Origin of the sequence: Rhizobium freirei PRF 81, assembly GCF_000359745.1 — a bacterium.
Classification (GTDB): domain Bacteria; phylum Pseudomonadota; class Alphaproteobacteria; order Rhizobiales; family Rhizobiaceae; genus Rhizobium; species Rhizobium freirei.
Genome location: NZ_AQHN01000089.1, coordinates 15,238 through 41,958 on the forward strand (window position 1 = coordinate 15,238; position 26,721 = coordinate 41,958).

Here is a 26,721-nt window from a genome sequence, read left to right on the forward strand (position 1 = left end):
GACGATGTCTCGTTTTTTCATCGACCGGCCGATCTTTGCCTGGGTCATCGCCATCGTCATCATGCTGGCAGGTGCGCTGTCCATCCTGACACTGTCGATCTCGCAATATCCGCAGATCGCGCCGACCACGGTCAGCATCAGCGCCAATTATCCCGGCGCTGACGCCGCAACTGTCGAAAACTCGGTGACCAAGGTCATCGAGCAGGGCATGACCGGCATCGACAACCTCGATTACATGACCTCGACCTCGACTTCGACCGGTCAGGCCTCGATCTCGGTGACATTCACCAACAAGGCCGACCCCGACGTCGCGCAGATGCAGGTGCAGAACAAGCTGCAGCTCGTCACCGCGCAGCTGCCGCAGACCGTGCAGTCCACAGGCATCGTCGTTTCCAAGTCGACCTCGAACTTCCTCATGGTCGTCGGCTTCGTCTCTACCGACAACAAGCTGAATTCCAACGACCTCGCCGACTATGTTTCCAGCACGCTCAACGATACGCTGAAGCGCGTTGATGGCGTCGGCAACACCCAGATCTTCGGCGCCGGTTACGCCATGCGCATCTGGGTCAATCCCGACAAGCTGGCCAAATACCAGCTGATGGTCAGCGACGTCACCGCCGCGATCCAGGCGCAGAACTCGCAGGTCTCGGCCGGCCAGCTCGGCGCGCTGCCGCAGCGCAAGGGGCAGCAGCTCAACGCCACCGTTACGGCCAAGAGCCGTCTGCAGACGCCGGAGCAGTTCGAAAACATCATCCTGAAGAGCCAGCCCGATGGCTCGCTGGTGCGCATCAACGATGTCGCAACCGTCGAGCTCGGCGCGTCGTCCTATACGACGTCGAGCACCTATAACGGCCATCCTTCGGCCGGTCTCGCCGTGATGCTCGCCTCCGGCGCCAACGCCATCAGCACGGCCGAAGCGGTGAGATCGGTCATCGGCAATCTAAACCAGACCCTGCCGCCGAATGTCGAGGTCGTCTATCCCTACGATACGACGCCCTTCGTGAAGCTGTCGATCGAGGACGTGGTCAAGACGCTGTTCGAAGCGATCGTACTCGTCTTCATCGTCATGTTCGTCTTCCTGCAGAACATCCGCGCCACGCTGATCCCGACGCTTGCCGTCCCGGTCGTGCTGCTCGGCACCTTCGGCGTGCTTTCGCTCTTCGGATACTCGATCAATACATTGACTATGTTCGGCATGGTGCTTGCCATCGGCCTGCTTGTGGACGACGCCATCGTCGTGGTCGAAAACGTCGAGCGCGTCATGGAGGAAGAGGGATTGTCGCCCCGCGAGGCGACGATCAAGTCGATGCAGGAAATCACCGGCGCGCTGATCGGTATCGCCACGGTCCTGTCGGCCGTGTTTATCCCGATGGCCTTCTTCTCCGGTTCGGTCGGCATCATCTACCGCCAGTTCTCGGTAACGATCGTCTCGGCGATGGTGCTGTCCGTGATCGTCGCCTTGATCCTGACGCCTGCGCTTTGCGCCACGCTTCTGAAGAAGCCCAAGCACGGCGCGAAGGACAAGGGTGTCTTCGGCTGGTTCAACCGCAATTTCGAGCGGGGGACGCGAGGCTATCAGCGTACCGTTCACGGCATGATCCGCCTTAGCATCGTCTTCCTGCTTGTGTTCGTGCTGATCGGCGGCGCCGTCGCGCTTCTGTTCAACCGCCTGCCCAGCTCGTTCCTGCCGGATGAAGACCAGGGCATTCTGCTGACGGCGATCCAGCTGCCGCCGGGTGCCACGGAATCGCGGACCTGGGCCGTGCTCGATCAGGTGAGGGACTACTACCTTAAGAATGAGAAGGACTATGTCGAGGGTGCATTCGCCGTGGCGGGCTTCGGCTTCAGCGGTCAGGGCCAGAACGTCGGTATCGTCTTCGTCAGGTTGAAGGATTTCGATCAACGCAAGGCGCCGCAGTCGAAGGCGCAGGCCATCGCCGGTCGCGCCATGGGGGCTTTCTCCAAGATCAAGGACGGCAGCGTCTTCGCACTTGCGCCGCCGGCAATCCCTGGTTTCGGCAGCTCGAGCGGCTTCGATTTCTTCATCAAGGACATCAATGGCGCCGGTCATGCCGCGCTCATCCAGGCCCGCAACCAGCTGCTTGGCGCAGCCGCCAAGAATCAGAAACTCTTCGGCACGCGCCCGAACGGCCAGGAAGATACGCCGCAATATTCGGTCAACATCGACCAGGAGAAGGCGAGCGCGCTGAATATCACCCTGTCGAATATCGACTCGACGCTGTCGACCGCGTGGGGTGGCACCTACGTCAACGACTTCATCGATCGCGGCCGCGTCAAGCCGGTCTACGTACAGGCCGACAAGAACTTCCGCATGCAGCCGGAAGATTTCGGCCGCTGGTATGTGCGCAACTCCAGTGGCGACATGGTTCCGTTCTCGGCCTTCTCGAGCGGCAACTGGACCTACGGTTCGCCGCGTCTGGAACGCTATAACGGCTCGTCGGCCGTCGAAATCCAGGGTGCTGCCGCACCGGGCGTTTCGTCGGGCGATGCCATGAACGAAATCGACAAGATCATGGCCAGCCTGCCGCCGGGCTTCAGCCATGAATGGACCAGCCTGTCGGCTCAGGAAAAGCTCTCGGGCAACCAGGCTAGCCAGCTCTATGCCATCTCCATTCTGGTCGTCTTCCTGGCGCTCGCCGCCCTCTACGAAAGCTGGTCGATCCCGCTCGCCGTCATGCTGTCGGTTCCGATCGGTATCTTCGGCGCGCTGCTGGCAGCCACCCTGTTCGGCCAATCGAACGACGTCTACTTCAAGGTCGGTCTGTTGACGACCATCGGCCTGGCGGCGAAGAACGCCATCCTGATCGTCGAATTCGCCATCGAGCAGCAGAACCAGGGCAAGAACCTGGTCGATGCGACGCTGGAAGCGGCCCGACAGCGCTTGCGACCGATTCTCATGACATCGCTGGCCTTCATCCTCGGCGTTCTGCCGCTGGCGATTGCCAATGGCGCGGGATCGGGCAGCCAGAATTCGATCGGTATCGGCGTCATGGGCGGCATGATTTCGGCCACCGTGCTCGGCGTGTTCTTCATCCCGCTGCTCTTCGTCTCGGTCCGCCGCGTCTTCAAGGGCAGGGTCAAATCGACGGCAACGACACCGCCCAGCGACGCACCGACGACGGATGCCGCGCACTAACGAACAAGACGCCCGCCACCGCAGATCGGAGAGCGGGCGCATCGACCTCCGTAAAGTTCAAGCAAAGAGGCTCGTGCGACATCGCATGAGCCTCTTTGTCATCGATGCCGTGCCCGACTTGAAAATGCGGCTGGCGAATAGTGCCACCGTGCGGACCTCGTGCCGCTGCTCAGATCGGTGAGGCAGCGTGGCGGTGATACTCTCTCAGGCTAAAGCAAGAGGCAGGCCGGCTGATATAGAGGCCTGTCGCCCAGCCGCCAAATCCATGCCTCGCACATTCCAAATCCATGCCTCGCACATTCGGGCAAGCAAGATGTTCTTGCAATCGATGCCGACAGCCCGTTCAAGTCGATGAAGAAGCAGCAGGCGTTGCAGGCTGCGGCTTCGGCGACCACTTTGCATGCAGCTTGGCGAGCATCAGATAGATGATCGGCGTGGTATAGAGCGTCAGCACCTGCGAGACGACGAGACCGCCGACGATGGTGATGCCCAGCGGGCGGCGCAGCTCGGAGCCGGGGCCGGTTGCCACGATCAGCGGAATGGCGCCCATCAGCGCCGCCAGCGTCGTCATCAGGATCGGACGGAACCGCTTGAGACAGGCCTGATAGATCGCTTCTTCCGAAGACAGCCCGAGAACGCGTTCGCCCTGCAGCGCGAAATCCACCATCATGATGCCGTTCTTCTTGACGATGCCGATCAGGAGAATGATGCCGATGAAGGCGATGATGGTCAGCTCCGTGCCGCTGATGGCAAGCGCCAGGAGCGCGCCGAGACCGGCTGATGGCAGCGTCGAGATGATCGTCAGCGGATGCGCCAGGCTCTCATAAAGAATGCCGAGAACGATGTAGACCGTCAGCAATGCCGCCAGAAGCAGGAGCGGCTGGCTGCCGGACGACAACCGGACACTCGCCGCATCGCCGGCAAAATCCGCATGCAGCGTATCGGGCAAATGCATCTCAAGCACCGCCTTCTCGATGGCTTGGTTCGCGACCTCCAAGGGCGTATTGAGCGCCAGATTGTAGGAAATGGTGACTGCCGGATATTGTCCCTGGTGATTGACCACCAGCGGCGCGAGCGTCCGATCGATGGAGGCGACGGCACTCAGCGGCACCTGTGTCCCACCGGTGGCGGGCACGTAGAGCTTGGAGATGTCATGCGGGTCGAGCGCATAGTTCGGATCCGCCTCCAGCACGACGCGATACTGGTTGCGCTGCGTGTAGATCGTCGAGATCTGCCGCTGCGCGAAGGCGTTATTCAGCGCGGCGTCGATGGATTGAATGCTGACGCCGAGCTGCGAGGCCAGGCTGCGGTTGATATTGACGGTTGCCTGCAAGCCGTTTGGCTGCCTGTCGGTGGCGACGTCGGTCAAGCCCGGGACAGCCTGCAATCGCTCCAATACCTTCGGCGCCCATTCGACCAGCTCGTCATAATTCGCGCCCCAGACGGTGAACTGATATTGCGACTGCGACTGGCGTGCGCCGGCGCGGATATCCCCCGGCGAGAACAGGAACGTGCTGAGCCCGGGAACGGCCATCAGCTGCTTGCGCAGCCGGTCGATGATCTCGGCAGTCGGCGCCCGCTCCGATTCCGGCTTCAGCGAGATGAAGAGCTGCCCTCGATTGACCGAGCTGGAAAAACCGCCGCCGCCGACCGAGGAGCCGGTGCCCGACACCGCCGGATCCTGGGCAACGATATCGGCCGCCTGCTGCTGCAATTTGACCATGGCCGGATAGGAAATATCGGTCGCGGCCTGCGTCCCACCCTGGATGAAGCCGGTATCATCCTGCGGAATGAAACCCTTCGGCACCTTGACGTAGAGATAGGCCGACATGACGACGCAGGCGATGATCACAAGCACGGACAGCAAGCGATGATGCAGCACTGCTTTCAATGTCCAACCGTAAAAGCCGATGATCGCACCCATCGTGCCTTCGACCACGCGGCCGAACCGCCCGGGCTGGGCATGAATGTCATGCGGCCGGAGGCGATGGCCGCAGATCATCGGCGTCAGCGTCAGCGACACCAGCGTCGAAACGATGATGGTGAAACCGAGCGTCAGCGAGAAAGTCTGGAAGAAACGGCCGACGATGCCCCCCATGAAGAACAGAGGAATGAAGGCGGCGAGCAGCGACAGGCTGATCGAAACGACCGTGAAGCCGATCTGCTTTGCGCCTTCGAGCGCCGCCCGCATCGGCTTCATGCCGGTTTCCAGATTGGCATAGATATTCTCGATCATGACGATGGCATCGTCTACGACGAAGCCCACCGAAACGGCGAGCGCCATGAGGGAAAGATTGTCGATCGACAATCCGAAGAGCCACATCGCGGCCAGGGTTCCGGCGAGTGAAAGCGGCACGGTGACGCCGGCTGCAAAGGTCGGCGTCGCGCGCCGCAGGAAGACGAAGACCACCGCCATGACCAGGCAGATAGTCGCCAGCAGCGTCCATTGCATATCGTTGACGCTGGCATGAATCGTCGTGGTGCGATCGGAAAGAATATCGATCTTGACGCCGGCCGGGATCAGGCGCTGCAGTTCCGGGATCAGCTTCTTGACGCCATCGACCGTGGCGATGACGTTCGCATCCGCCTCCTTGGTGATGTTGAGCAGCACGGCCGGCTTGCCGCCATACCAGGCATCGGAGCGGCTGTTGCGCACGCCCGGCTCGACTGTGGCGATGTCGGAGAGCCGGACGGCGGTGCCACCGCCGCTGCGCACGACGATCCTGCCGTAGGCTTCCGGCGTCCGCAGCTGTCCGTTGACCGCAATGGAGAAAGCGCCTCCGGCGCCGTCCATGGAACCAGCCGGGCCGAGCACATTGGCATTGACGATCGCGGTGCGAACGCTGTCGAGCGACATGCCCATGGCGGAGAGCCGATCGGGATTGAGCCTGACGCGTATCGCGGGCTGATCGGCGCCGCTCACCGTCACGCCACCGACGCCTTCCACCTGCGAGATACGCTGCACGACCACCGTATCGGCCGCATCATATATGGCGCTCGGCCCTACATTGTCCGATGTCAGCGCCAGGATCAGCACGGGAGCCGCGGCCGGATTGATCTTGCGGAAGGATGGCAGTGTCGGGAGATCGCCGGGCAAATCGGTCGCGGATGCATTCAGCGCCGCCTGCACATCCTGTGCCGCGCCGTCGACGCTGCGGGAGAGATCGAATTGCACCATGATGGTGCTTGAGCCGAGCGAGCTGACCGAGGTCAATTGCGTGACGCCAGCTATGGTGCCGAGATGCCGCTCCAGCGGTGCGGCGACACTCGCCGCCATGCTGGCGGGATCGGCGCCGGGACGGCTCGCCGAGACGACGATCGTCGGCAAGTCCACGGTCGGCAGGCTTGCCACTGGCAGGAAGCGATAAGCGACGATGCCGAGGATCATCAATCCGATCGCCAGAAGCGTCGTCCCGACAGGGCGTTTGATGAACGGCTCGGAGATGTTCATGTCCCGCCGCCCGCCAATTCGTTCATTTCATCGCTCCGCATACCGCTGGTGCGGCCGACGACCCTGGCCCGCAGGCGCTCGAAGGCCAGATAGATGACGGGCGTCGTATAGAGCGTCAGAAGCTGCGAAAGCACGAGGCCGCCGATGATGGTGATGCCGAGCGGAATGCGCAGCTCCGCACCCGTGCCCTGTGCTAACGCTAGCGGCAGGGCGCCGAAAAGCGCTGCCAGCGTCGTCATCATGATCGGCCGGAAACGCAGGATCGAGGCCTTGAGAATGGCTTCGCGCGGCTCAAGACCTTCCTTGCGCTCGGCCTCGAGCGCGAAGTCGATCATCATGATCGCGTTCTTCTTCACGATGCCCATCAGGAGCACGATACCGATCAGGGCGATGATCGACAGATCCTGCCCGAACAGCATCAGCGCCAGCAGCGCACCGACACCGGCCGAAGGCAGCGTCGAGAGGATCGTCACCGGATGCACGGCACTTTCGTAAAGCAGGCCGAGCACGATGTAGATCGTCACCACGGCCGCGAGGATCAGCCAGGGCTCGCCGGCAAGCGAGGAGGCGAACTCTTCCGCATCGCCCGAATATTTGCGCTGGATGTTGTCGGGCATGCCGATATCCTGCTCCGCGGCCTTGATCTCGGCCACGGCTTCGCTGAGCGAAGCGCCCTTGGCAATATCGAAACTGATGGTCACGGCCGGAAACTGTTCGTCATGGCTGATGACCAGCGGCGCCGTCGTGAAGGTTACCGTCGTGAAGGCATTGAGCGGCACCTGCGTATCGCTAGCACCCGCCACGTAGAGCTTGTCAAGCGACTTCGGATCCGACTGGTATTGCGGCGCGGCCTCCAGAATGACGCGATACTGGTTGGCCTGACCGTAGATCGTCGCGATCTGGCGCTGCCCAAAGGCATCGTTCAACGTATCGCTGACGGCCTGCATCGACACGCCGAGCCGCGAGGCGGTTTCGCGATCGACGTTCACCAGGATGCGGCCGCCTCCCATTTCCACCTCGGAGGCGACATCCATGAGCTTCGGGCTTTCCTGAAGCCGCTGGGCGAGCTTCTGCGACCAGTCGACCACCGTGTTCGTATCCGTGCCCGTCAAGGTATATTGATAGGGCGCACGGCTGGCTCTGGTGCTGATCGAGATGTCGCGCACGCTCTGGAAAGTCACATGGATGCCCGGCATGCCGGCGACTTCATCGCGCATCCGGTCGATGATCTGATCAGCAGAGACATTGCGCTGGTTGCGCGGTTTCAGCACGAGGCTGAGATTGCCCGTATTGAGCGTCAGATTGTTGGCGCTGGCGCCGATGACGGAGACCACGCCGGTGACATCCGGATCCTTGCGCAGCCGGTCGGCCACCGACGCCTGGATCTGCTTCATGGTCTCGAAGGATGTCGTCGGCTCAGCTTCGATGACGGCGGTAATCAAGCCCGTATCCTGTGCCGGCAGGAAGCCTTTGGGAATGGCCACATAAAGGGCGATCGTTGCCGCCAGCGTTACCACCGTTACCAGCAGCATGAGGCTGCTGCGATCCACCGCCCAGACGAGACTGCGCCGATAGCCTTCGATCAGCCACTCCGTGAAGCGGTCGGCACCGGCCAGAAAGCCGCCTTCGCGCTCCTTCGGCTTGCGCAGAATGCGCGCGCACATCATCGGCGTCAGGGTGAGCGAAACGACGGCCGACACCACCACGGCGATGGTGAGCGTCAGCGCGAATTCGCGGAACATGCGGCCGACGATCCCGGTCATGAACAGCAACGGAATGAACACCGCGACCAGCGAGACCGTCAGCGAAATGATGGTGAACCCGATCTCGCCGGCACCTTTCAGCGCCGCCTGCATCGGGTTTTCGCCCTCTTCGATATGGCGGGCGATGTTCTCGATCATCACGATGGCATCGTCGACGACGAAGCCGGTGCCGATGGTCAGCGCCATCAGCGAGAGATTGTCGAGGCTGAAGCCGGCAAACCACATGACGCCAAAGGTCGCGATCAGCGACAGCGGCAGAGCGACGCCGGCAATGAAAGTCGCCGTCATCGTCCGCAGGAAGAGCAGAACCACGAGGATGACGAGGCCAATACTGATGACCAGCGTCCATTGCACGTCATGAATCGAGGCCCGGATGGTTTCCGTGCGATCGTTGACGATATCGAGCGAAACGCCGGCCGGCATGGCCTGTTTCAGCTTCGGAAGTTGCTGCAGAACGTTTTCGACCGTCTGAATGACGTTGGCGCCCGGCTGGCGCATGATATCGATGATGACGGCGGGCTTTCCCTGATACCAGGCGCCGACGCGATTGTTCTCCAGCCCTTCGACGACGGTTGCCACGTCTTTCAACTGCACCGGGGCATTGTTGCGATAGGCGATGATGACGGACTTATAGACGTTCGGATCGACGATCTGGTCGTTCGCCGCAAGCGTGAAACTCTGCTGGGTGCCGTCGAGAGCGCCCTTGGCTCCGGCCACGCTGGCGCTGGTGATCGCCGTGCGGATATCCTCAAGAGCAAGCCCATAGGAAGCAAGGCGCGGCAGATCCACCTGAACGCGAATGGCAGGCTTGACGCCGCCCTGGATGCTGACATTGCCGACGCCGGACACTTCGCTGAGGCGCTGCGCCATCATCGTATCGGCGAAGTCGCTGAGCTCGCGGATAGAATAGCTGTCGGAGCGCAAGGCCAGCGTCACGATTGGCGTATCGGCCGGGTTCACTTTCGAATAGGTCGGCGGATAGGGAAGCGTGCGCGGCAGCGTCGAGCCGGCGGCGTTGATCGCTGCCTGCACATCCTGCGCGGCGCCATCGATATCGCGGCCGAGATCGAACTGCAGCGTGATCTGGCTGATGCCGAAGGCGCTCGACGATGTCATCGAGGTCAGTGACGGGATCTGGCCCAGCGGCCGCTCCAGAGGAGCGGTCACCAGGGCCGCCATCGTATCGGGATCGGCGCCCGGAAGCTGCGTCGTCACCTGGATCGTCGGGAAATCCACCTGCGGCAGCGGCGCGACCGGCAGGAAGAGAAAGCCGAGAATACCGCCCAAGAGAACCGCGACCCCGAGAAGCGAGGTGGCGACGGGCCGGCCGATGAAGAGCGACGAGACGTTCATTGCTGCTGCGTCGGCGCTGCGGACGGGTTGCTCGGCGTGGTGCTGGCGCTGGCATTGGTATCCTGACCGGCGCCGGCGGCATGCTGATCATCCCCGCTTTGACCATTCTGGCCGGCATTACCGCCATTACCACCCTTGCCTCCCTGACCGCCCTTGCCTCCCTGACCGTTGTGGCGATGATGCGGCTTCTCGCCGCCATTGGCGCCGGCATTGCCCTGGCTGCCCTGCTGATCGTTCTGCGCAACCGGCTGCCCCTGATCGTTCGCTACTGGCACATTCGGTGCTGTTTGGTCCGAACTGGCCGAAATCTGCACCGTCGAGCCGTCCTGAAGCCGCGCAAAACCGGTCGTTACCACCTTGTCGCCCGGAGCCAGGCCATCGGCGATGACCGCCAGCGCGTCGTCCTGCTGGCGGACCTTCACCGGCTTCATCGCTACGGTCTGGCCGCTCTTGATGATATAGACAAAGGTGCCGTTCGGCCCGCGCTGCACCGCTCCGCTCGGAATGACGGTGACGCCCTTCAGCGTTTCCACGAGCAGCCGGGCGTTGATGAAGGCACCTGGCCACAGCGCCAGCTTCTCGTTCGGGAAATTCGCCTTCAGCCTGACGGTGCCCGTCGTGGGATCGATCTGGTTGTCGACCACCGCCAGCATGCCGTTGTCGATCACCGTCTGGCCATCGTTGCCCATGGCCTGGACGGCGAGCGTGCCGGCCGCACTTGCCGCGTTGACGCGGGCAAGCTGCTGCTGCGGAATGGAAAACAGCACGGAAATCGGCCTGATCTGCGACAGCGTCACGATCCCCGTCGCATCCGACGAGCCGATGAGGTTGCCGACATCCACGTTGCGGATACCGGTGCGCCCGTCGATCGGCGCCCTGATCGTCGTATAGTCGAGCGTCGCCTGCGCGCTTTCTATTGCGGCCGCGTCGGCCTTTAGCTGTGCCGTATATTGCGCCACCAGCGAGGTCTGCGTATCGACCTGCTGCTGCGTGCCCGAAGCGGTCTTCACCATCAGCTGATAGCGGTTCAGGTCGCGCTGAGCCCCTGCGAGCAACGCTTCGTCCTGCGCCTTCTTGGCAAGCGCCTGATCGAGCTGCGCCTTGTAGACGGAATCGTCGATACGGGCGATGACGTCGCCCTTCTTGATATCCTGGCCCTCGCCGAAATCGATCTCGACGATTCTTCCGCTGACCTGCGCGCGCACCGTCACCGTATTCAGGGCCTTCACCGAACCAACGCCATTGATATAGACGGGGACATCGGCCGTCGTCACATCGGCGGCAAGCACGGGAACCGGACCGCTGAATTGCGCCGCACCGCGCCGCCGTCCACCGCCGCCGCCACCCTGACGCTGGCCGTTGCCGCGCTCACCTTGGGCTTGCTGGGCCGGCGCCGAGGCATTCTGATAGCCAAGCAGCCGTTCGGCGTTGGCAAGCCAGAGATCGCGAGTGGCATAGGCACCGTAGCCTACCGCGCCAATCACCGCCAACGACATTACGACCCGAAACGCACGAGCCATCAACACACCTTCCTTCTAAGCCTTCGGTGATCTCTGACCCGCGGCTATCCTATGGCGCGACTCTAGCTTGCATCGTGTCGCTTAGGAATTTGGTATAGCCATTAAATTTTGTCCATTTTTGCGACGACTTAGCGAAATAAATTGTCACATTGGATAAAATCAGGGTTGTAGCCGCAAAGGCCTGGCGCTGGCGCAAGTTGCCATTGTCCTTGCGGATCAAAGTACACCCCAGCCGCGATAGCGTCCGCGGCCCGTCATCTCGCGCAGGCCAAGCTCGCTGACCAGATTGAGCGCCCCTCTCGGGGTAACGCCGACATGGCGGGCGATCATCTTCGTCGAAACGATCGGCCGCGACAGCACGATATCGATCACCTCCGGCAGGCTGCTGTTCGATCGCCGGTCCTTGAGACGCAGCTCCATCTGCAGCTTGGCGAGCGAAAGACGGTCGAGCTCTTTGAGGCCGGACTCGGCCGAAAGTACCATCGCCTCCAGAAATGCCGCAAGGCGCGTATTGCGGTCCGATGCGCGCCGGCGATCATGCCGGACGGCCTTCAGGCCGATGTTCAGACAGAAGAGATGCGAGGTGACCTTGCCGCGGCTGCGCAGATAGGCGCTGACCAGCAGGCCACCGAGCCAATGCTGCCGCCGCAGCGGCTCGATCCGCTCCCAGGCGTCGAAAAGCACCGCCGCGCCGAGAACCGGTGGCAGCAGATCGGCCTCGCGGATGACGGCGCGCCAGCTTTCGAGGCGCTCATCCTCATCCCAATCCTCGTCCCGCACCAGCGCGAGCGGATCGTCGATCGCCTCAGGCCTGCCGGCATCGGGAACGCCGCCGCTCAGGATCTTTTCGGATCGGGCGAGGATGGCATCGATCTCGGCAAAATCGACGCCAAAATCATCCTCATCCTCGTCTTCCTCTTGCGCGTCGGGCTCGGCCATCTCGACGGACGCCGGACGCCGCGTGATGGCATCTTCGACGTCGCCCACATCACCGCTCAGGGCTGCAAGGCCGGCCGCTTCCAATCCCCAGGAAGGGTCGGCATTCCAAAGGCGCCGCCGGACCCGCAGCACCGCATGGGCAATGGTCAGCTCGTGCGTCGGCGCGCGGGCGTCCATCCGTGCATCGTGCAGCACCAGGTCTTCGACATGCACCAGCTCGCCGCCGACCCAAAGCGCCCCCGCGGCATCGAAGAAATGCCCACGCTCGCGAAAGCCTTCCGCCACGACATGCCTCAGAACGCGTTCATCGAGCCGCGCCAGCATGTCCTCAGCCTTGACGATTGCAGGCAGAAATGTTGTCAGCGGAAGCGTGGTCAGATCGTATCGCATTGGAATCGCATCATTGAATCGGCCTTACGGAACCTATCATCGCGCCAAGCGGCGCGATAGAAAGAGCCCTCTGCGAACTGTGGACGACAATTCCTATTTTTTGATCTTGACCTTCCAGTGACAGGAAGGTTCATACCGACATCCAATACCCCCTTTCGGGGCAATGGAGTCTGATATGGCATTGCACGACGAACACGATCACAGCCACCATGGTCATGGTCACCACCACCATGGCGACGACCAGCCGCAGGAGACGGTGACGCGCGACCCGGTTTGCGGCATGACGGTTGATCCCGCCGGCAAACCGTCGTTGGACTATCAGGGCCGCACTTTCCACTTCTGCAGCAACGGCTGCCGCGCCAAGTTCGAGGCCGCGCCGGAGACCTACATAACCGCCAAGGACCCCACCTGCGGCATGACGGTCGATCGCGCCACTGCGCGCCATTTCGCGAAGCATGAAGGCGAGAAATTCTACTTCTGCTCTGCCGGCTGCAAGGCCAAGTTCGAAGCGGACCCGACTGCTTACCTGAACGGCAACAGGCCGGCACCAAAGCCGGTGCCGAAAGGTACGCTCTACACATGCCCGATGCATCCCGAGGTCGTCAGCGACCATCCGGGCGATTGCCCGAAATGCGGTATGGCGCTGGAACCCATGGGCGTGCCCGCCGCCGATGAAGGCCACAATCCGGAGCTCGTCGACTTCACGCACCGGCTCTGGGTCAGCGCCGCCTTGTCGCTGCCCCTGCTTGTCATCAGCATGGGCCCGATGGTCGGCCTGCCCGTGCGCGACTGGTTCGGCGAACCCATCGCCACATGGCTTGAACTCGTGCTTGCGACGCCGGTCGTGCTTTGGGCGGCCCTGCCCTTCTTCCGCCGCGCCTGGAATTCGCTCGTCAATCGCAGCCCCAATATGTGGACGCTGATCGGTCTCGGCGTTGGCACCGCCTATCTCTACAGCGTCATTGCCACGCTGGCGCCGGACCTGTTCCCGATGGGCTTCCGTGGACATGGCGAGAGCGTACCTGTCTATTTCGAGGCGGCTTCCGTCATCGTCGCGCTTGTTTTCGTCGGACAGGTGCTGGAGCTGAAAGCCCGGGAACGCACGGGCTCGGCCATTCGCGCCCTGCTCGATCTGGCGCCGAAGACGGCTCGCCGCATCGGTGCCGACGGCAGCGAAGTTGATGTCCCCGTGGACGAGATCCAGGCCGGCGACCGGCTGCGCGTGCGCCCCGGCGAGCGCGTTCCCGTGGACGGCTCCGTCATCGAAGGGCAGTCGACCATCGATGAATCGATGATCACGGGCGAACCCCTGCCGGTCGAGAAGGGCAAGGGTGATTCCCTGACCGGCGGCACCATCAACAAGAACGGAGCACTCGTCATGCAGGCCGAGAAGGTCGGCGCCGAAACGACGCTGTCGCGCATCGTCGAACTTGTCGCCAAGGCACAGCGCTCGCGCGCCCCGATCCAGACGATGGTCGATCGTGTCTCCGCCATTTTCGTGCCCGCCGTCGTCGCGGCCGCAATCGTCGCCTTTGCCGTCTGGGCCTTCGTCGGGCCGGAGCCGCGGCTTGCACATGCGCTGCTCGCCGCCGTCGCGGTGCTGATTATCGCCTGCCCCTGTGCGCTTGGACTGGCGACACCCATGTCCATCATGATCGCTACTGGCCGTGGTGCGCAGGAAGGCGTGCTGGTACGCGATGCCGAGGCGCTGGAGCGCTTTGCAAAAGTGGATACGCTGATCGTCGACAAGACCGGCACGCTGACCGAAGGCAAGCCCAACCTGACTGACATCGCCGCCGTCAATGGTATCGAGCAAGCGCGTTTGTTGTCGCTCGCCGCGAGCCTCGAACGCGGCTCGGAACATCCGCTCGCCGAGGCCATCGTTGCCGGCGCCGAGGAACGCGGAGCCGGCTTCGTCGAGATTTCCGGCTTCTCGGCGGTAACAGGCAAGGGCGTGAAAGGCAGCGCCGGCGATACGCCGATCGCGCTCGGCAATGCCGCGATGATGGCCGAGCTTGGCGTTTCCACAGAAGCCCTGAATACCGAAACCGAACGCCTGCGCGGCGAGGGCAAGACCGTGATGTTCGTTGCCATCGACAACAAGCTCGCGGGCCTCGTCGCCGTCGCAGATCGGATCAAGCCGACGACGGCAGCCGCGATCAAGGCATTGCACGACAGCGGCCTGAAGATCGTCATGGCAACCGGCGACAACGGCAAGACGGCCGCCGCCGTCGCCAAACAGCTCGGCATCGACGAGGTGTGCGCCGACATGCTGCCGGAGAGCAAGAAGGCTTTGATCGACGAGCTGCAAGCCAAGGGCCGCATCGTTGCCATGGCCGGCGACGGCGTCAACGACGCTCCCGCGCTCGCCACCGCCGATGTCGGCATCGCCATGGGCACAGGCGCCGACGTCGCCATGGAAAGCGCCGGCATCACCCTGGTGAAGGGCGATCTCAACGGCATCGTCCGGGCACGCCGCCTGTCGGAAGCCACCATCCGCAACATCAAGCAGAATCTCGCCTTCGCCTTCGGCTACAACGCGCTTGGCGTGCCGCTGGCAGCCGGCGTGCTCTATCCGGTCTTCAGCCTGCTTCTGTCGCCGATGATTGCGGCAGCCGCGATGAGCCTGTCCTCGGTTTCGGTCATCGCCAATGCACTCAGGCTGCGGCTGGCAAAATAGAGCAATCCGGGAAACCGCTGTACGCTTTTCCCGGATTTGCGTTCGGACAACCCGATGGAGCGGTTCGAAAGGGTCGAGCCGTTCTCAGGAGAACAGAGATGAATATCGGCGAAGCATCCGGCCGCTCGGGCCTGCCGGCCAAGACCATCCGCTACTATGAGGATATCGGGCTGATCCGGCCCGATCGCAGCAACAACGGCTATCGCGATTACGGTGCCGACGATGTGCATAAGCTGCGCTTCCTGCATCGATCGCGCAGCCTTGGTTTCTCGGTCGAGGAATGCCGGCAGCTACTGGCGCTCTACGAAGACAAGAGCCGCGCCAGCGCCGACGTCAAGGATATCGCCAGCGCGAAGCTCACGGAGATCGATCGCAAGATCCGCGAACTCACGGAACTACGTCACACGCTGGAACATCTGGTGCATGCCTGTCACGGCAACGAGCGGCCTGATTGCCCGATCCTTGAGGAATTGTCGGAGGGGTGAGAATTGGCGGCGCGGCTTAGATGATCGCATCATTGCTGCCGGGGGGTGCCATGCCCCTCACCCCAGCCCTCTCCCCGCAAGCAGGAGAGGGGGTTTTCATCGCGTATCCTGCGACCTTCACGACAAGCGCGTTGTCTGGCACGGTCGTCCCTTCTCCCCGCCTGCGGGGAGAAGGTTGGGATGAGGGGCATTCCTGCAGGAGGCCAGTGAACCAACCGCCCCCGAAAGGCTCCTATCCAACCCGCTCCACGGCAATCGCCGTTGCCTCACCACCACCGATGCAGAGTGCGGCAACGCCGCGCCGCGCCCCCTGACGCTCAAGCGCATGCAGCAGCGTCACGATCAGCCGCGCGCCGGTGGCGCCGATCGGATGGCCAAGCGCGCAGGCGCCACCATTGACGTTCAGACGATCGCGGGCAATGCCAAGTTCCTTGGCTGCGGCCATGGCGACGACGGCAAAAGCCTCGTTGATCTCAAAAAGATCGACATCACCGACCTTCCAGCCCGTCTTTTCCAGCAGCTTGCGGATCGCCGGGATCGGCGCGGTCGTATACCAGACCGGCTCCTGGGAATGCGTGGCATGAGCCTTGATCTCGGCGAGGATGGGCAATCCCTCGCGCTCGGCAAGCGAGCGGCGCGTGAGGATAAGTGCCGCCGCACCATCGGCGTTGGCCGAAGCGCTGGCGGCCGTGATGGTGCCATCCTTGCGGAAGGCGGGTTTCAGTGTCGGGATTTTCTCCGGTGAGACTTTTTGCGGATGCTCGTCCTTGGCGATCAGGATTGAGCCCCCCTTGGCCGCGACCTCAACCGGCGTGATTTCGGCTTCGAACGCGCCGTTCTCGGCGGCGGCGCGGGCGCGAGACAAAGTCTCCACAGCATAGGCATCCTGATCGTCGCGGCTGAACCGATAGGCCTCCACGGCCATCTCGCCGAAATCGCCCATGGAGCGGCCCTTCTCATAGGCATCCTCCAGCCCGTCGAGCATCATATGGTCGAAGATGCGGTCGTGGCCCATGCGGTAGCCGCCGCGGGCCTTGGCGAGCAGATAGGGCGCATTCGACATCGACTCCATGCCGCCGGCGATCGCGATGGTAACCGAACCGGCGAGAAGCAGGTCATACGCCAGCATGGTCGCCTTCATGCCAGAACCGCAGACCTTGTTGATCGTCGTGGCACCGACGGCATTCGGCAGGCCTGCAGCGCGCGCCGCCTGTCTCGCCGGAGCCTGGCCCTGTCCCGCCGGCAAAACGCAGCCGAACAGCACCTCATCCACCCTGTCGGCCGATAGTCCCGCCCGCTCCAGTGCCGCGCGGATCACATGCGCGCCGAGCTCGGGCGCCTGCAAGGACGATAGCTCTCCCTGGAAACGGCCAAGCGGCGTACGGGTGGCCGAGACGATAACGATTGGATCTATAGCGGACATGATATCTCCTCAGAGTCTGCAGACAGCATCTATTTTGTGAGCACTATCATTTTAGATGATGATCGTCATTTAAATATGACGAAAGCTCGGCCGGATTGAATTTATCGCATCCACTATAGGCAAAGACGCAATTGCCTCCGCACCGGACACCTCTTATGGATATCCAAATCCAAAAATGAGGATATTCGATGCCACTTTACATCAAAGACGACGCTATCGACCGACTGGCGCGGCGCTACCAGGCACTGACGAAAGCTCCGACCAAGACCGAAGCCGTGAGGCTCGCCTTGCAGAAGGCACTGGATGAAGAGCTGACCAAGCCCGCGCTTGCCGATGTCGCCGTCGCCTTCTGCCGCAATCTCAAGCAGAAAGCCACCGCGAAAGCCGGAAGCGATACCGCGGAAGGGAACGCCTGATGTTTATCGACGCTTCGGTGCTGTCGGCGATGATGACGGATGAGGAGGATGCGCGCAGCTTTGCCACTCGTATGCAGCCGGCAACGGCGCGAATGACATCGCCGCTGGCAGCGATGCATGCGGCAATCGAGATTGCGGCGATACTTGATCTCTCGCCGACGGAGGCGGGAGAAGCGGTGCGCACTTTCCTGCAGCTCATGAACATCCAGCTGCTTGCCGTGCCACCGCGCGCCGCCTTCGTGACCGCGGAGGCCTATGAGCGTTACGGCCAAGGCGGCCACCCGGCCCGCCTCAGCCTTGACGATTGCATGACCTATGCCTGTGCTCGCTATTATCGCCAGCCGCTATTGTCGAAAAGCGACCGGTTCAACCAGACTGATATCGAGCTGGCTTAAAGCAATACCAGGAAAAGTGCGAAGCGGTTTTCCGTCCGGAATTGCGTAAAAACAAAGAACTAGAACGCTTCAGCGCTTTCATGAAAAGCTGAGCCGTTCCAGGCTACTCGATGCTCTCAAGATATTACGGGCAAAGCGACGACGGACCTGCCGCATACGTGTTCGAGCGAACGCCGACCGAGTTGGGAGCAGCAGCGCATTGCAGACGGGTCATCGAATCGCCGGCGCGGATCGGGCCGGTCACCGACGGGTCGGTATTGATCGTGCCGTCCGGAAGGATCGCGTCCTTCGAATGGTCGACTTTGCCGATATCGGCCTGGAAAGCCTCGACATTGACGCGCTTGGGATGATGCTTGTGCGCCTGCTCGGCCATGGCGGCAGCGCTGGACATGCCGATGACGAGAGCGGAGATAGCGAGAGTTTTGAGCAGCATAAGACTGGCTCCTATAGGAGTTGAGGCCCCACACATATGGGAACTGACAAGTGAATTTACAGCGGCTTGCCTGTCAATATCGTTAAGAGTTTTAAGGTTTTGATGACGCCTTCACCTTGTGTCGCGACACCTCGGCACCGGCGTCGTGCGGCAAGCTGACGAAGCGCAATGCGGAGATGGCACCGATAAGGCCGACGACAAGGAAAGCCCAGCGGAAATCGACAGGCGAAAGCGTTTCCCCACCATGAATCGTGCGCGAGAGATTGAGCACGGCGGCAGCGACGGCAACGCCGAGCAACAGCGAAACCTGCTGCAGCATGCTCGACAAGGTCGAAGCGGAACTGCGCTGCGCGGCATGGATATCGGCAAAGCCGAGCGTATTCAGCGCCGTGAAGTTCATCGAGCGCGAAAGGCCGGCAATGAATAGCAGGCAATATATCAGCGAATCCGGCGTCGATGGAGACAGAAACCCGCATCCGGCAATGCTGGCCGACGAGATCAGGCCATTGACGACGAGCACGTTGCGAAAGCCGAAAATCTTCAGCATCTGCGTCGTGATCGCCTTCATGCCGAGATTGCCGGCGAAGTAAAAAAGCAGATAGGTGCCGGCGTCGATTGCCGTGCGGCCAAACCCCACCTGAAAGAGCAGCGGGATCAGGAAGGGCGTAGCGTTGATCGCGACGCGGCTCGCCGTGCCGGCCGAAAGCGTCGACATCGCAAAGGTCTGCACCTTGAAGGCAGAGAGATCGAGCAAGGGCGCCTCGACCTTCATGAAGTGCCGAGTGGCAATGACCGAGAAAACCACGCCCACCGCAATCAGCCCGAAGCTAGGCGCCAGTCCCGTCGTCCCCTGGACAACAAATTCCAGGCCGGCAAGCAGGAAAGTCAGCCCCGCCGCCGATTGCAGGAAGCCGAGGAAATCAAGCCGCGCGACCTTCTCCTCCCGCTGATCCGGCACGAAGCGCAGGACGAGGCCAAGGCCGATAACGCCGATCGGGATATTGATCAGGAAATTCCAGTGCCAGCTGAGATAGGTGGTGATGAAGCTGCCGAGCACCGGGCCGATGACCGGAGCCGTCAGCGCCGGCCAGGTGATCATCGACACTGCGTGCACCAGATCGGACTTGCGCGCATTCTTCAGCACGATGATGCGCCCCACAGGCGTCATCAGCGCGCTGCCGACGCCCTGAACCGCGCGGGCAACGATGAACTCGGTCAAATTCGCCGAGAGGCCGCAAAACAGCGAAGCCACGGTGAAGATGGTGATCGACGCCAGAAACACCCGCCGCGCGCCGTAACGATCGCCAGCCCAGCCGGCAAGCGGCACGAAAGCCGCCATGGTCAGCAGATAGACCGTGATGCCGATGCTCATCGAGACCGGCTCTACGCCGAAGGTTTTCGCCATCTGCGGCAGCGACGTCGTGACGATGGTGCCGTCCAGAATCTGCATGAAGAAGGAGACGGCGACCACGAAGGCGATGATGCGGGACTGCCGGCCGAAACTTGCTTCGGCAGGCTCTTCTGTGGTCCGGGCAACGGTCATGACATGAAATTTCGGAGAATGGCGTTCAAGGGGAGCCGGACATCACCGGCAGCAATCATAGGATCATTGAATACGCCCATCGCACCGGCTTGCAAAGCCGCAAACCCACGCCGGCAGCGTCAAAAATTGACACGGTGACATAAGAACGCGATTTCCGGCAAGCATGCCTCCACTCGCTGCATCCTGTGGACGTCAATCGTCCGAATAGCGTTGCTCGCGCCATGGGTCGCCATACATGTGGTAGCCGTTCTTTTCCCAGAAACCGGCCCGGTCGGCGCCGATGAGTTCGATGCGGCTCAGCCACTTGGCGCTCTTCCAGAAATAGAGATGCGGCACGACGAGGCGCATCGGTCCGCCATGCTCGCGCGTCAGCGGCTGGCCCTCCCAGGCGGTCGCGAGAACGGCGTCTTCGGCCGCAAAATCCACAAGCGGCAGGTTGGTGGTGTAGCCGTCATAGCTCGTCAGCAGCACATGCTGTGCCTCGGCCGTCGGCATGGCGAGATCAAGGAGATCGCGCGTCGAAACCCCTTCCCAGCGATTGTCGTAGCGCGACCAGGTCGTCACGCAATGAATGTCGCTGACGCGGGTGCTTTGCTCGATCGCCTGGAAAGCCGCCCAATCGAGGCTGAGCCGCTTTTCCACGAAACCGAACACATCGAGCCGCCAGCTAGAGAGAGAAATCTGCGGCTGCTCGCCGAGATCAAGCACCGGCCAGTTCTTGACGAGATGCTGCCCCGGCGGCAGCCGCTCGGTCTCGGGCCGGCTGATGCGCCCCGTCAGAAATCTGCCCTCCGCCGCCCAGCGGCGCTTGGAGGCGGTGAGCTTGCTATCGGCGGGGATCTGGTCGTCGCTCATACGGCTATCCTCTTTGCTATAAAAGATAGGATAGTCGGTGCATGCCCGTGTCAAGGCAAGGGCAGTTGATAGCCGACTATATTGCCGCGATCGTGATTTGGAACAGCTGCGCCTTGCCCGAGATCGGGCGTCGTGCGGCGTCGGTGTTCGAGACGAGCAGGCAATCGCCCGCATCAAGCGCCATACCATCGATTTCGGCACTGCCGTGATGGCAAAGAACGAGGGTGGTCCCCCCTCCGAAAGCGACTTCGCCCTGTCCATCGACGGAAACGCGCCGCACCGAATGCGTAAAACGCCCCCGCCGCGTCATCACGTTAAGATCGGTAATCGTGCCATCGATCAGCGTCGCCGAGGTCGGGGCATCGGCCGCGAAAGGCAGCGGCTCGCTCGCCTGCGTCAGGCGTTCGGGCGCGCGCCCCTCGATGAAGAGGGTCATGCCCTCGCCATCGAGAATGGATAGCGTGCGATCTATGCCGGGAAAGATCGAGAATGGTCCATCCGTGGCAACGGTCGCCATGCTGACGCGCCAGTCGAAGTCGGCGAGCCCGGCGCCGTCGGGCGAAACGGCGATCTCCACCGTTTCCCCGCCGCCGTTTTTCCAGGGCATGCGGCGATGACTATCGTGGCGGAGAAGCGTGATTTTCGGCGTTGTCATCCGTTCCTGTCCCATCATTGCAATTCAATTCGAAGTAAACTAAGTTTAGTGGACTAAGTCCGCTTGGAGACCGACATGGAAACCATCAACATACATGAGGCGAAGACGCATTTGTCGCGGCTGATCGAAAAAGCCGCCAAGGGCGAAGCTTTTATCATCGCCAAGGCGGGCAAGCCGATGGTGAAAGTCGTTCCCCTTGAAGAGACGGAAGCCCCGAAGAAACGCCGCATCGGCTTCATGAAGGGCGAGATCGTGGTTCCCGAAGATTTCGACGCCATGATGGCTGAAGAGATCGAGAAGCTATTTCATGACAACGTCAATGATTTCAAAGACATAAAAGACAGATGAAATTCCTCCTCGATACCCATATTCTGCTTTGGGCAGCGAGCGCCTCCGAGCGATTGCCGGAGAAGGCTCGTAACCTGATTGAAGACCTCGACAATGCGATCGTATTCTCGGCTGCCAGCATATGGGAGGTGGCGATCAAGACGGGACTGGCGCGTCCCGACTTTGCCATCAATGCCCGCAGGCTTCGCGAAAACCTGCTTGAGAACGGATATGAAGAACTACCCGTTCTCGGCGACCACGCGGCGGCGGTCGCGGATCTGCCCGATATTCACAAAGATCCTTTCGACCGGATCCTTATCGCCCAAGCCTTTGTCGAGGGTATTTCCCTGATCACAGCCGACAAGACCGCCGCAAGCTACGGCGGCCTCGTACGGCTGGTTTAGGCCTTAGTTCCCCAGGATGGCCGGCAGGCGCAGGCCCTGCTGCTTGGCCCAATCAAGCGCGATGTCGTAGCCGGCATCGGCATGGCGCATGACGCCGGTTGCCGGGTCGTTCCAGAGGACGCGTTCCAGGCGCTTGGCCGCATCATCCGTGCCGTCTGCGCAGATGACCATGCCGGAATGCTGGCTGAAGCCCATGCCGACGCCGCCGCCGTGATGCAGCGATACCCAGGTAGCGCCCGATGCCGTGTTGAGCAACGCGTTGAGCAGCGGCCAGTCGGACACGGCGTCCGAGCCGTCCTTCATGGCTTCCGTCTCGCGGTTCGGCGAAGCGACCGAGCCGGAGTCGAGATGGTCACGGCCGATGACGACGGGAGCCTTCAGCTCGCCGTTCCTGACCATTTCGTTGAAGGCGAGACCGAGGCGGTGACGATCGCCGAGACCAACCCAGCAAATGCGTGCCGGCAGGCCCTGGAAGGCGATGCGCTCGCGCGCCATGTCCAGCCAGTTGTGCAGGTGGGTATTGCCGGGGGTGAGTTCCTTCACCTTGGCATCGGTCTTGTAGATATCTTCCGGATCACCCGAGAGAGCAGCCCAACGGAAGGGACCGATGCCGCGGCAGAAGAGCGGACGGATATAGGCGGGCACGAAGCCCGGGAAGGCGAAGGCGTTTTCAAAACCTTCGTCCTTGGCGACCTGGCGGATGTTGTTGCCGTAGTCGAGCGTCGGCACGCCGGCGTTCCAGAAGTCGACCATGGCTTCGACATGCACCTTCATCGAGGCGCGGGCGGCAGCTTCAACGGCTTTCGGATCGCTCTCGCGCTTGGCCCTGTGTTCGGCAACGGTCCAGCCGGCCGGCAGATAGCCGTTCAGCGGGTCGTGGGCGGAGGTCTGGTCGGTGACGATATCCGGGCGCGGACCGCCGGCCTTCATGCGCTTTACCAGCTCGGGGAAGATTTCGGCGGCGTTGCCGAGCAGGCCGACGGACTTGGCTTCGCCGGCCTTCGTCCACTTGTCGATCAGGGCAAGCGCTTCGTCGAGGCTCGATGCCTTCTCGTCGACGTAACGGGTGCGCAGACGGAAATCGATGCGGGTTTCGTCGCTCTCGACAGCGAGGCAGCAGGCGCCGGCCATGACGGCCGCCAGCGGCTGTGCGCCGCCCATGCCGCCGAGACCGCCGGTCAGGATCCACTTGCCCGTCAGGTTGCCGTTATAGTGCTGGCGGCCAGCCTCGACGAAGGTCTCGTAGGTGCCCTGCACGATGCCCTGCGTGCCGATATAGATCCACGAGCCGGCCGTCATCTGGCCATACATGGCAAGACCCTTCTTATCCAGCTCGTTGAAGTGATCCCAGGTCGCCCAGTGCGGCACGAGGTTGGAATTGGCAATCAGCACGCGCGGCGCATCCTTGTGGGTGCGGAACACGGCGACCGGCTTGCCGGACTGCACCAGCAGCGTCTCGTCTTCGTTGAGCGTCTTCAGCGTCGCTGCGATGCGGTCGAAATCGTCCCAGGTGCGGGCGGCGCGGCCGATGCCGCCATAGACGACGAGCTCGTTCGGGTTCTCCGCAACGTCCGGATCGAGATTGTTCATCAGCATGCGCAGCGGCGCTTCAGTCAGCCAGCTCTTGGCATTGAGCTCCGGGCCGCGAGGAGCACGGATTTCGCGGATATTATGGCGTGGGTTGGTCATGTCACATCTCCAAGGAAGGCAGGATGTCGGTTGAAATCGAGGCATTGAGGGCGCCGGAGCCGATAAGCTCGCTGGCGGCCTTGAGGTCGTTTGCCATGTAGCGGTCCAGCTCCAGCGAGGGGACGACCGCGCGGATGGCGGCAATGGCAAGCTTCAGTTCCGGGCTGGTGGTCAGCGGTGCACGCAGTTCCACACCCTGGGCGGCCGTCAGCGCCTCGATGCCGATGATGCCGAAGAGATTTTCGGTCATCTGCAACAGGCGGCGGGCACCATGGCAGGCCATGGAGACATGGTCTTCCTGGTTGGCCGAGGTCGGCGTCGAGTCCACAGAGGCCGGATGCGACATCTGCTTGTTTTCGGACATCAGCGCCGCCGAGGTCACTTCGGCAATCATCAGGCCGGAGTTCAGGCCAGGCTTCTTCGCCAGGAATGCCGGCAGGCCGTAGCTGAGCGCCGGGTCGACGAGCAGCGCGATGCGGCGCTGCGCGATCGCACCGATTTCACAAACGGCGATGGCGATCTGGTCGGCGGCAAAGGCAACTGGCTCCGCATGGAAATTACCGCCGGAAACGACGGAATTGTCCGAGAGCACCAGCGGATTGTCGGTGACGGCGTTGGCTTCGATTTCGAGCGTGCGTCCGACCGAACGCAGAAGATCGAGGCAGGCGCCGTCCACCTGCGGCTGGCAGCGGATGCAATAAGGATCCTGCACGCGCTCATCGCCTTCGATATGGCTTTCGCGGATCACGGAGCCAGCGAGCAGGCCGCGAAGGGCAGCGGCGGTATCGATCTGGCCCTTATGGCCGCGCAGCGTATGAATGTCGGGATGAAACGGGGCGGAAGAGCCCATGGCCGCATCCGTCGACATGGCGCCGGTGATGAGGGCTGCCTGAGCTGCACGATGGGCGCGGAAGAGGCCGGCAAGCGCAAGACCGGTCGACACCTGCGTGCCATTGATCAGCGCAAGCCCTTCCTTGGCGGCAAGCACGACCGGCTTCAGGCCGGCCTTTTCGAGCGCTGCTGCGCCGGAAAGCTGTTCGCCGGCATAAAAGGCTTCGCCATGACCCATCATGACGGCGGTCATATGGGCGAGCGGTGCGAGATCGCCCGATGCGCCGACTGAACCCTTTTCAGGGATAAAGGGCACAACACCCTTTTCAAGCATGCCTTCGATCAGCCGCACGAGCTCCAGCCGCACGCCCGAGGCGCCGCGGCCGAGCGAAACCAGCTTCAGCGACATGATCAGGCGAACGACATTCTCCGGCAGAGGCTGGCCGATGCCGCAGCAATGCGAGAGGATGAGGTTGCGCTGCAGCGTGGCGACATCGGCGCTGTCGATCTTGATGGACGCCAGTTTGCCGAAGCCGGTGTTGATGCCGTAAACAGGCGCATTGCCGGCCGCAATTTCTGCGATGCGGGCAGCCGCCTTGGCAATACCGGCATCGAAGGAAGCATCAAGCCTCGCCGGCTCGCCGGTCCAGTAGATCGCCGCCAGTTGCTGCAGCGATACGGAACCCGGATGGAGAACGATAGTCATCGGTTGAACCTTTTTCCCTTGAAAACATGGGCATGAAGGGGATTGAAGCCGATGCGGTAGACAAGCTCCGCCAGGCTTTCGACATCCCAGATGGCAAAATCGGCCGACTTTCCGGCCTCGAGCGTACCGGTCTCGGACAGCAACCCGAGGGCGCGTGCGCCTTCGCGGGTGGCGCCGGCGATGCATTCCTCAACCGTCAGGCCAAAAAGGGTGGCAGCCATATTCATGGTCAGCAGCATCGAGGTCAGCGGCGAAGTGCCGGGATTGCAGTCTGTGGCAACGGCGATCGAAACGCCCGCTTCACGGAGCGCCTTGACCGGCGGCTTCTGCTTCTCATTGATAGCATAGAAAGCCCCCGGCAGCAGCACGGCAACGGTCCCGGCCGCAGCCATCGCCCTGACGCCGTCCTCGTCGAGATATTCGATATGATCGGCCGATAACGCGCCATAGGAGGCGGCAAGCTTGGCGCCGCCGAGATTGGAGAGTTGCTCCGCATGCAGCTTCACCGGAATGCCGAGCGATTTGGCAAGATCGAAGACCCGGGCGATTTCCGCCGTCGAGAAGGCAATCCCTTCGCAGAAGCCGTCGACGGCATCGACGAGGCCTTCGGCATGCGCCTGGCTCAGGCCGGGCAGTACGACATCACTTATATAGTCGCCGTTGCGACCCTTGTATTCTGCCGGAGTGGCATGGGCGCCGAGATAGGACGTGACGACGCGAACGGGACGGACCGTCTCCAGTTTGCGCGCCGCTTGCAGCATCTTCAGTTCGGATGGGATGTTGAGGCCGTAGCCCGACTTCACCTCGATGGTGGTGACGCCTTCGGCCAGCAGCGTGTCGAGGCGCGGCAGCGCCACGGCGACGAGTTCGTCGACCGACAGCGCGCGGGTCGCGTTCACGGACGAGACGATGCCGCCGCCGGCGCGGGCGATTTCCTCGTAGCTCGCACCTTCCAGCCGCATTTCGAATTCGCGGGCGCGATTGCCGCCATAGACGATATGCGTGTGACAATCGACGAGGCCAGGCGTAACCCAGCGGCCCTCGAGATCGATGCTTTCGGCACCGGAGGTATCGGGCAAATCGACCTCATTGCCGGCAAAGACGATGCGACCGCCTTTGCTCAGGATGGCGCCCTTCTCGATCAGGCCGAGCCGGCTCTCGCCCTCCACCAGAGTTGCGAGACGCGCATTGCGCCATACGCGGCTTGCCGCCGCATTTTCCTTGCCATCTTCGGAAAAATTGTTCCCGCCCATCAGCTTTACGCCTTTCCTCGTTGGCTCATAATGTATATACATATTAAAAAGGC

Annotated in this window: 19 protein-coding genes; 7 read left to right on the forward strand and 12 right to left on the reverse strand. The window is 62.2% G+C overall.

The features are described from left to right. The first annotated feature begins 4 nt into the window (after nucleotides 1-4). Nucleotides 5-3,157 (forward strand): efflux RND transporter permease subunit, encoded by a 3,153-nt coding sequence (locus RHSP_RS27890; protein WP_004126791.1) that lies wholly within the window; start codon nucleotides 5-7, stop codon nucleotides 3,155-3,157. Between the two features lie 343 nt (nucleotides 3,158-3,500). On the opposite strand, the gene RHSP_RS27895 is transcribed toward RHSP_RS27890, so the two are convergent. The 4 genes from RHSP_RS27895 to RHSP_RS27910 form a co-directional block, all read right to left on the reverse strand. Beyond that, complete coding sequence (locus RHSP_RS27895) at nucleotides 3,501-6,608, reverse strand: efflux RND transporter permease subunit (RefSeq protein ID WP_004126793.1); 3,108 nt, start codon at nucleotides 6,606-6,608, stop codon at nucleotides 3,501-3,503. After that, a complete protein-coding gene (locus RHSP_RS27900) occupies nucleotides 6,605-9,724 on the reverse strand; it encodes a multidrug efflux RND transporter permease subunit (RefSeq protein ID WP_004126796.1) in 3,120 nt (1,039 codons plus the stop codon). The genes RHSP_RS27895 and RHSP_RS27900 overlap by 4 nt, the downstream gene beginning before the upstream one ends. Next, nucleotides 9,721-11,244 (reverse strand): efflux RND transporter periplasmic adaptor subunit, encoded by a 1,524-nt coding sequence (locus RHSP_RS27905; RefSeq protein ID WP_004126799.1) that lies wholly within the window; start codon nucleotides 11,242-11,244, stop codon nucleotides 9,721-9,723. The genes RHSP_RS27900 and RHSP_RS27905 overlap by 4 nt, the downstream gene beginning before the upstream one ends. A 216-nt stretch (nucleotides 11,245-11,460) precedes the next feature. After that, nucleotides 11,461-12,573, reverse strand: coding sequence for an RHE_PE00001 family protein (locus tag RHSP_RS27910; protein ID WP_037155002.1), 1,113 nt, complete (start codon nucleotides 12,571-12,573; stop codon nucleotides 11,461-11,463). A gap of 175 nt (nucleotides 12,574-12,748) precedes the next feature. Here RHSP_RS27910 and RHSP_RS27915 point away from each other — a divergent pair, with 175 nt between their 5' ends. Both RHSP_RS27915 and cueR read left to right on the forward strand, forming a co-directional pair. Beyond that, complete coding sequence (locus RHSP_RS27915) at nucleotides 12,749-15,253, forward strand: heavy metal translocating P-type ATPase (protein WP_037155004.1); 2,505 nt, start codon at nucleotides 12,749-12,751, stop codon at nucleotides 15,251-15,253. Between the two features lie 98 nt (nucleotides 15,254-15,351). Next, entirely contained in the window at nucleotides 15,352-15,738 is a 387-nt protein-coding gene (cueR, locus tag RHSP_RS27920) for a Cu(I)-responsive transcriptional regulator (RefSeq protein WP_004126805.1), read from the forward strand. A 232-nt stretch (nucleotides 15,739-15,970) separates the two neighbouring features. On the opposite strand, the gene RHSP_RS27925 is transcribed toward cueR, so the two are convergent. Further along, nucleotides 15,971-17,161 carry an acetyl-CoA C-acyltransferase gene (locus RHSP_RS27925; RefSeq protein WP_004126806.1) on the reverse strand — a complete coding sequence of 397 codons (1,191 nt, stop codon included), beginning with the start codon at nucleotides 17,159-17,161 and terminating at the stop codon, nucleotides 15,971-15,973. A 188-nt stretch (nucleotides 17,162-17,349) separates the two neighbouring features. On the opposite strand from RHSP_RS27925, the gene RHSP_RS27930 reads away from it, so the two are divergent. Then, nucleotides 17,350-17,577, forward strand: coding sequence for a type II toxin-antitoxin system VapB family antitoxin (locus RHSP_RS27930; RefSeq protein WP_004126807.1), 228 nt, complete (start codon nucleotides 17,350-17,352; stop codon nucleotides 17,575-17,577). Further along, nucleotides 17,577-17,972: a type II toxin-antitoxin system VapC family toxin gene (locus RHSP_RS27935; protein WP_004126808.1), complete on the forward strand. Its 396-nt coding sequence runs from the start codon at nucleotides 17,577-17,579 to the stop codon at nucleotides 17,970-17,972. The genes RHSP_RS27930 and RHSP_RS27935 overlap by 1 nt, the downstream gene beginning before the upstream one ends. A gap of 124 nt (nucleotides 17,973-18,096) precedes the next feature. Here the strand turns inward: RHSP_RS27935 and RHSP_RS27940 are convergent, their stop codons facing one another. The 4 genes from RHSP_RS27940 to RHSP_RS27955 all read right to left on the reverse strand — a co-directional run bounded on the left by RHSP_RS27940 (nucleotide 18,097) and on the right by RHSP_RS27955 (nucleotide 21,458). Beyond that, a complete protein-coding gene (locus tag RHSP_RS27940) occupies nucleotides 18,097-18,405 on the reverse strand; it encodes a hypothetical protein (protein ID WP_004126809.1) in 309 nt (102 codons plus the stop codon). 91 nt (nucleotides 18,406-18,496) lie between these two features. Beyond that, on the reverse strand, nucleotides 18,497-19,948 hold the full coding sequence (locus RHSP_RS27945) for an MFS transporter (RefSeq protein WP_004126814.1): 1,452 nt from the start codon (nucleotides 19,946-19,948) through the stop codon (nucleotides 18,497-18,499). A 192-nt stretch (nucleotides 19,949-20,140) separates the two neighbouring features. Then, nucleotides 20,141-20,803, reverse strand: coding sequence for a sulfite oxidase-like oxidoreductase (locus RHSP_RS27950; RefSeq protein ID WP_004126817.1), 663 nt, complete (start codon nucleotides 20,801-20,803; stop codon nucleotides 20,141-20,143). A 76-nt stretch (nucleotides 20,804-20,879) separates the two neighbouring features. Further along, complete coding sequence (locus RHSP_RS27955) at nucleotides 20,880-21,458, reverse strand: HutD/Ves family protein (protein WP_004126820.1); 579 nt, start codon at nucleotides 21,456-21,458, stop codon at nucleotides 20,880-20,882. 75 nt (nucleotides 21,459-21,533) lie between these two features. On the opposite strand from RHSP_RS27955, the gene RHSP_RS27960 reads away from it, so the two are divergent. Further along, entirely contained in the window at nucleotides 21,534-21,806 is a 273-nt protein-coding gene (locus tag RHSP_RS27960; protein ID WP_004126824.1) for a type II toxin-antitoxin system Phd/YefM family antitoxin, read from the forward strand. Continuing rightward, a complete protein-coding gene (locus RHSP_RS27965; protein ID WP_004126826.1) occupies nucleotides 21,803-22,189 on the forward strand; it encodes a type II toxin-antitoxin system VapC family toxin in 387 nt (128 codons plus the stop codon). The genes RHSP_RS27960 and RHSP_RS27965 overlap by 4 nt, the downstream gene beginning before the upstream one ends. 3 nt (nucleotides 22,190-22,192) lie before the next feature. Here RHSP_RS27965 and hutU read toward each other — a convergent pair whose 3' ends face one another. The 3 genes from hutU to hutI are packed head-to-tail and all read right to left on the reverse strand — an operon-like array spanning nucleotide 22,193 to nucleotide 26,668. Continuing rightward, a complete protein-coding gene (gene hutU / locus RHSP_RS27970) occupies nucleotides 22,193-23,878 on the reverse strand; it encodes a urocanate hydratase (protein ID WP_004126828.1) in 1,686 nt (561 codons plus the stop codon). A gap of 1 nt (nucleotide 23,879) precedes the next feature. Beyond that, the gene (gene hutH / locus RHSP_RS27975; RefSeq protein WP_004126830.1) at nucleotides 23,880-25,415 is read right to left on the reverse strand and encodes a histidine ammonia-lyase; all 1,536 of its coding nucleotides are present in this window, start codon (nucleotides 25,413-25,415) and stop codon (nucleotides 23,880-23,882) included. Then, entirely contained in the window at nucleotides 25,412-26,668 is a 1,257-nt protein-coding gene (hutI, locus tag RHSP_RS27980) for an imidazolonepropionase (protein WP_004126832.1), read from the reverse strand. The genes hutH and hutI overlap by 4 nt, the downstream gene beginning before the upstream one ends. Nucleotides 26,669-26,721: the final 53 nt, after the last annotated feature.

Coding starts and splice junctions, on each gene's coding strand:
- RHSP_RS27890 (WP_004126791.1), top strand. CDS start 5: ATGTCTCGTTTTTTCATCGACCGGCCGATCTTTGCCTGGGTCATCGCC.
- RHSP_RS27895 (WP_004126793.1), bottom strand. CDS start 6,608: ATGAACATCTCCGAGCCGTTCATCAAACGCCCTGTCGGGACGACGCTT.
- RHSP_RS27900 (WP_004126796.1), bottom strand. CDS start 9,724: ATGAACGTCTCGTCGCTCTTCATCGGCCGGCCCGTCGCCACCTCGCTT.
- RHSP_RS27905 (WP_004126799.1), bottom strand. CDS start 11,244: ATGGCTCGTGCGTTTCGGGTCGTAATGTCGTTGGCGGTGATTGGCGCG.
- RHSP_RS27910 (WP_037155002.1), bottom strand. CDS start 12,573: ATGCGATACGATCTGACCACGCTTCCGCTGACAACATTTCTGCCTGCA.
- RHSP_RS27915 (WP_037155004.1), top strand. CDS start 12,749: ATGGCATTGCACGACGAACACGATCACAGCCACCATGGTCATGGTCAC.
- cueR (WP_004126805.1), top strand. CDS start 15,352: ATGAATATCGGCGAAGCATCCGGCCGCTCGGGCCTGCCGGCCAAGACC.
- RHSP_RS27925 (WP_004126806.1), bottom strand. CDS start 17,161: ATGTCCGCTATAGATCCAATCGTTATCGTCTCGGCCACCCGTACGCCG.
- RHSP_RS27930 (WP_004126807.1), top strand. CDS start 17,350: ATGCCACTTTACATCAAAGACGACGCTATCGACCGACTGGCGCGGCGC.
- RHSP_RS27935 (WP_004126808.1), top strand. CDS start 17,577: ATGTTTATCGACGCTTCGGTGCTGTCGGCGATGATGACGGATGAGGAG.
- RHSP_RS27940 (WP_004126809.1), bottom strand. CDS start 18,405: ATGCTGCTCAAAACTCTCGCTATCTCCGCTCTCGTCATCGGCATGTCC.
- RHSP_RS27945 (WP_004126814.1), bottom strand. CDS start 19,948: ATGACCGTTGCCCGGACCACAGAAGAGCCTGCCGAAGCAAGTTTCGGC.
- RHSP_RS27950 (WP_004126817.1), bottom strand. CDS start 20,803: ATGAGCGACGACCAGATCCCCGCCGATAGCAAGCTCACCGCCTCCAAG.
- RHSP_RS27955 (WP_004126820.1), bottom strand. CDS start 21,458: ATGACAACGCCGAAAATCACGCTTCTCCGCCACGATAGTCATCGCCGC.
- RHSP_RS27960 (WP_004126824.1), top strand. CDS start 21,534: ATGGAAACCATCAACATACATGAGGCGAAGACGCATTTGTCGCGGCTG.
- RHSP_RS27965 (WP_004126826.1), top strand. CDS start 21,803: ATGAAATTCCTCCTCGATACCCATATTCTGCTTTGGGCAGCGAGCGCC.
- hutU (WP_004126828.1), bottom strand. CDS start 23,878: ATGACCAACCCACGCCATAATATCCGCGAAATCCGTGCTCCTCGCGGC.
- hutH (WP_004126830.1), bottom strand. CDS start 25,415: ATGACTATCGTTCTCCATCCGGGTTCCGTATCGCTGCAGCAACTGGCG.
- hutI (WP_004126832.1), bottom strand. CDS start 26,668: ATGGGCGGGAACAATTTTTCCGAAGATGGCAAGGAAAATGCGGCGGCA.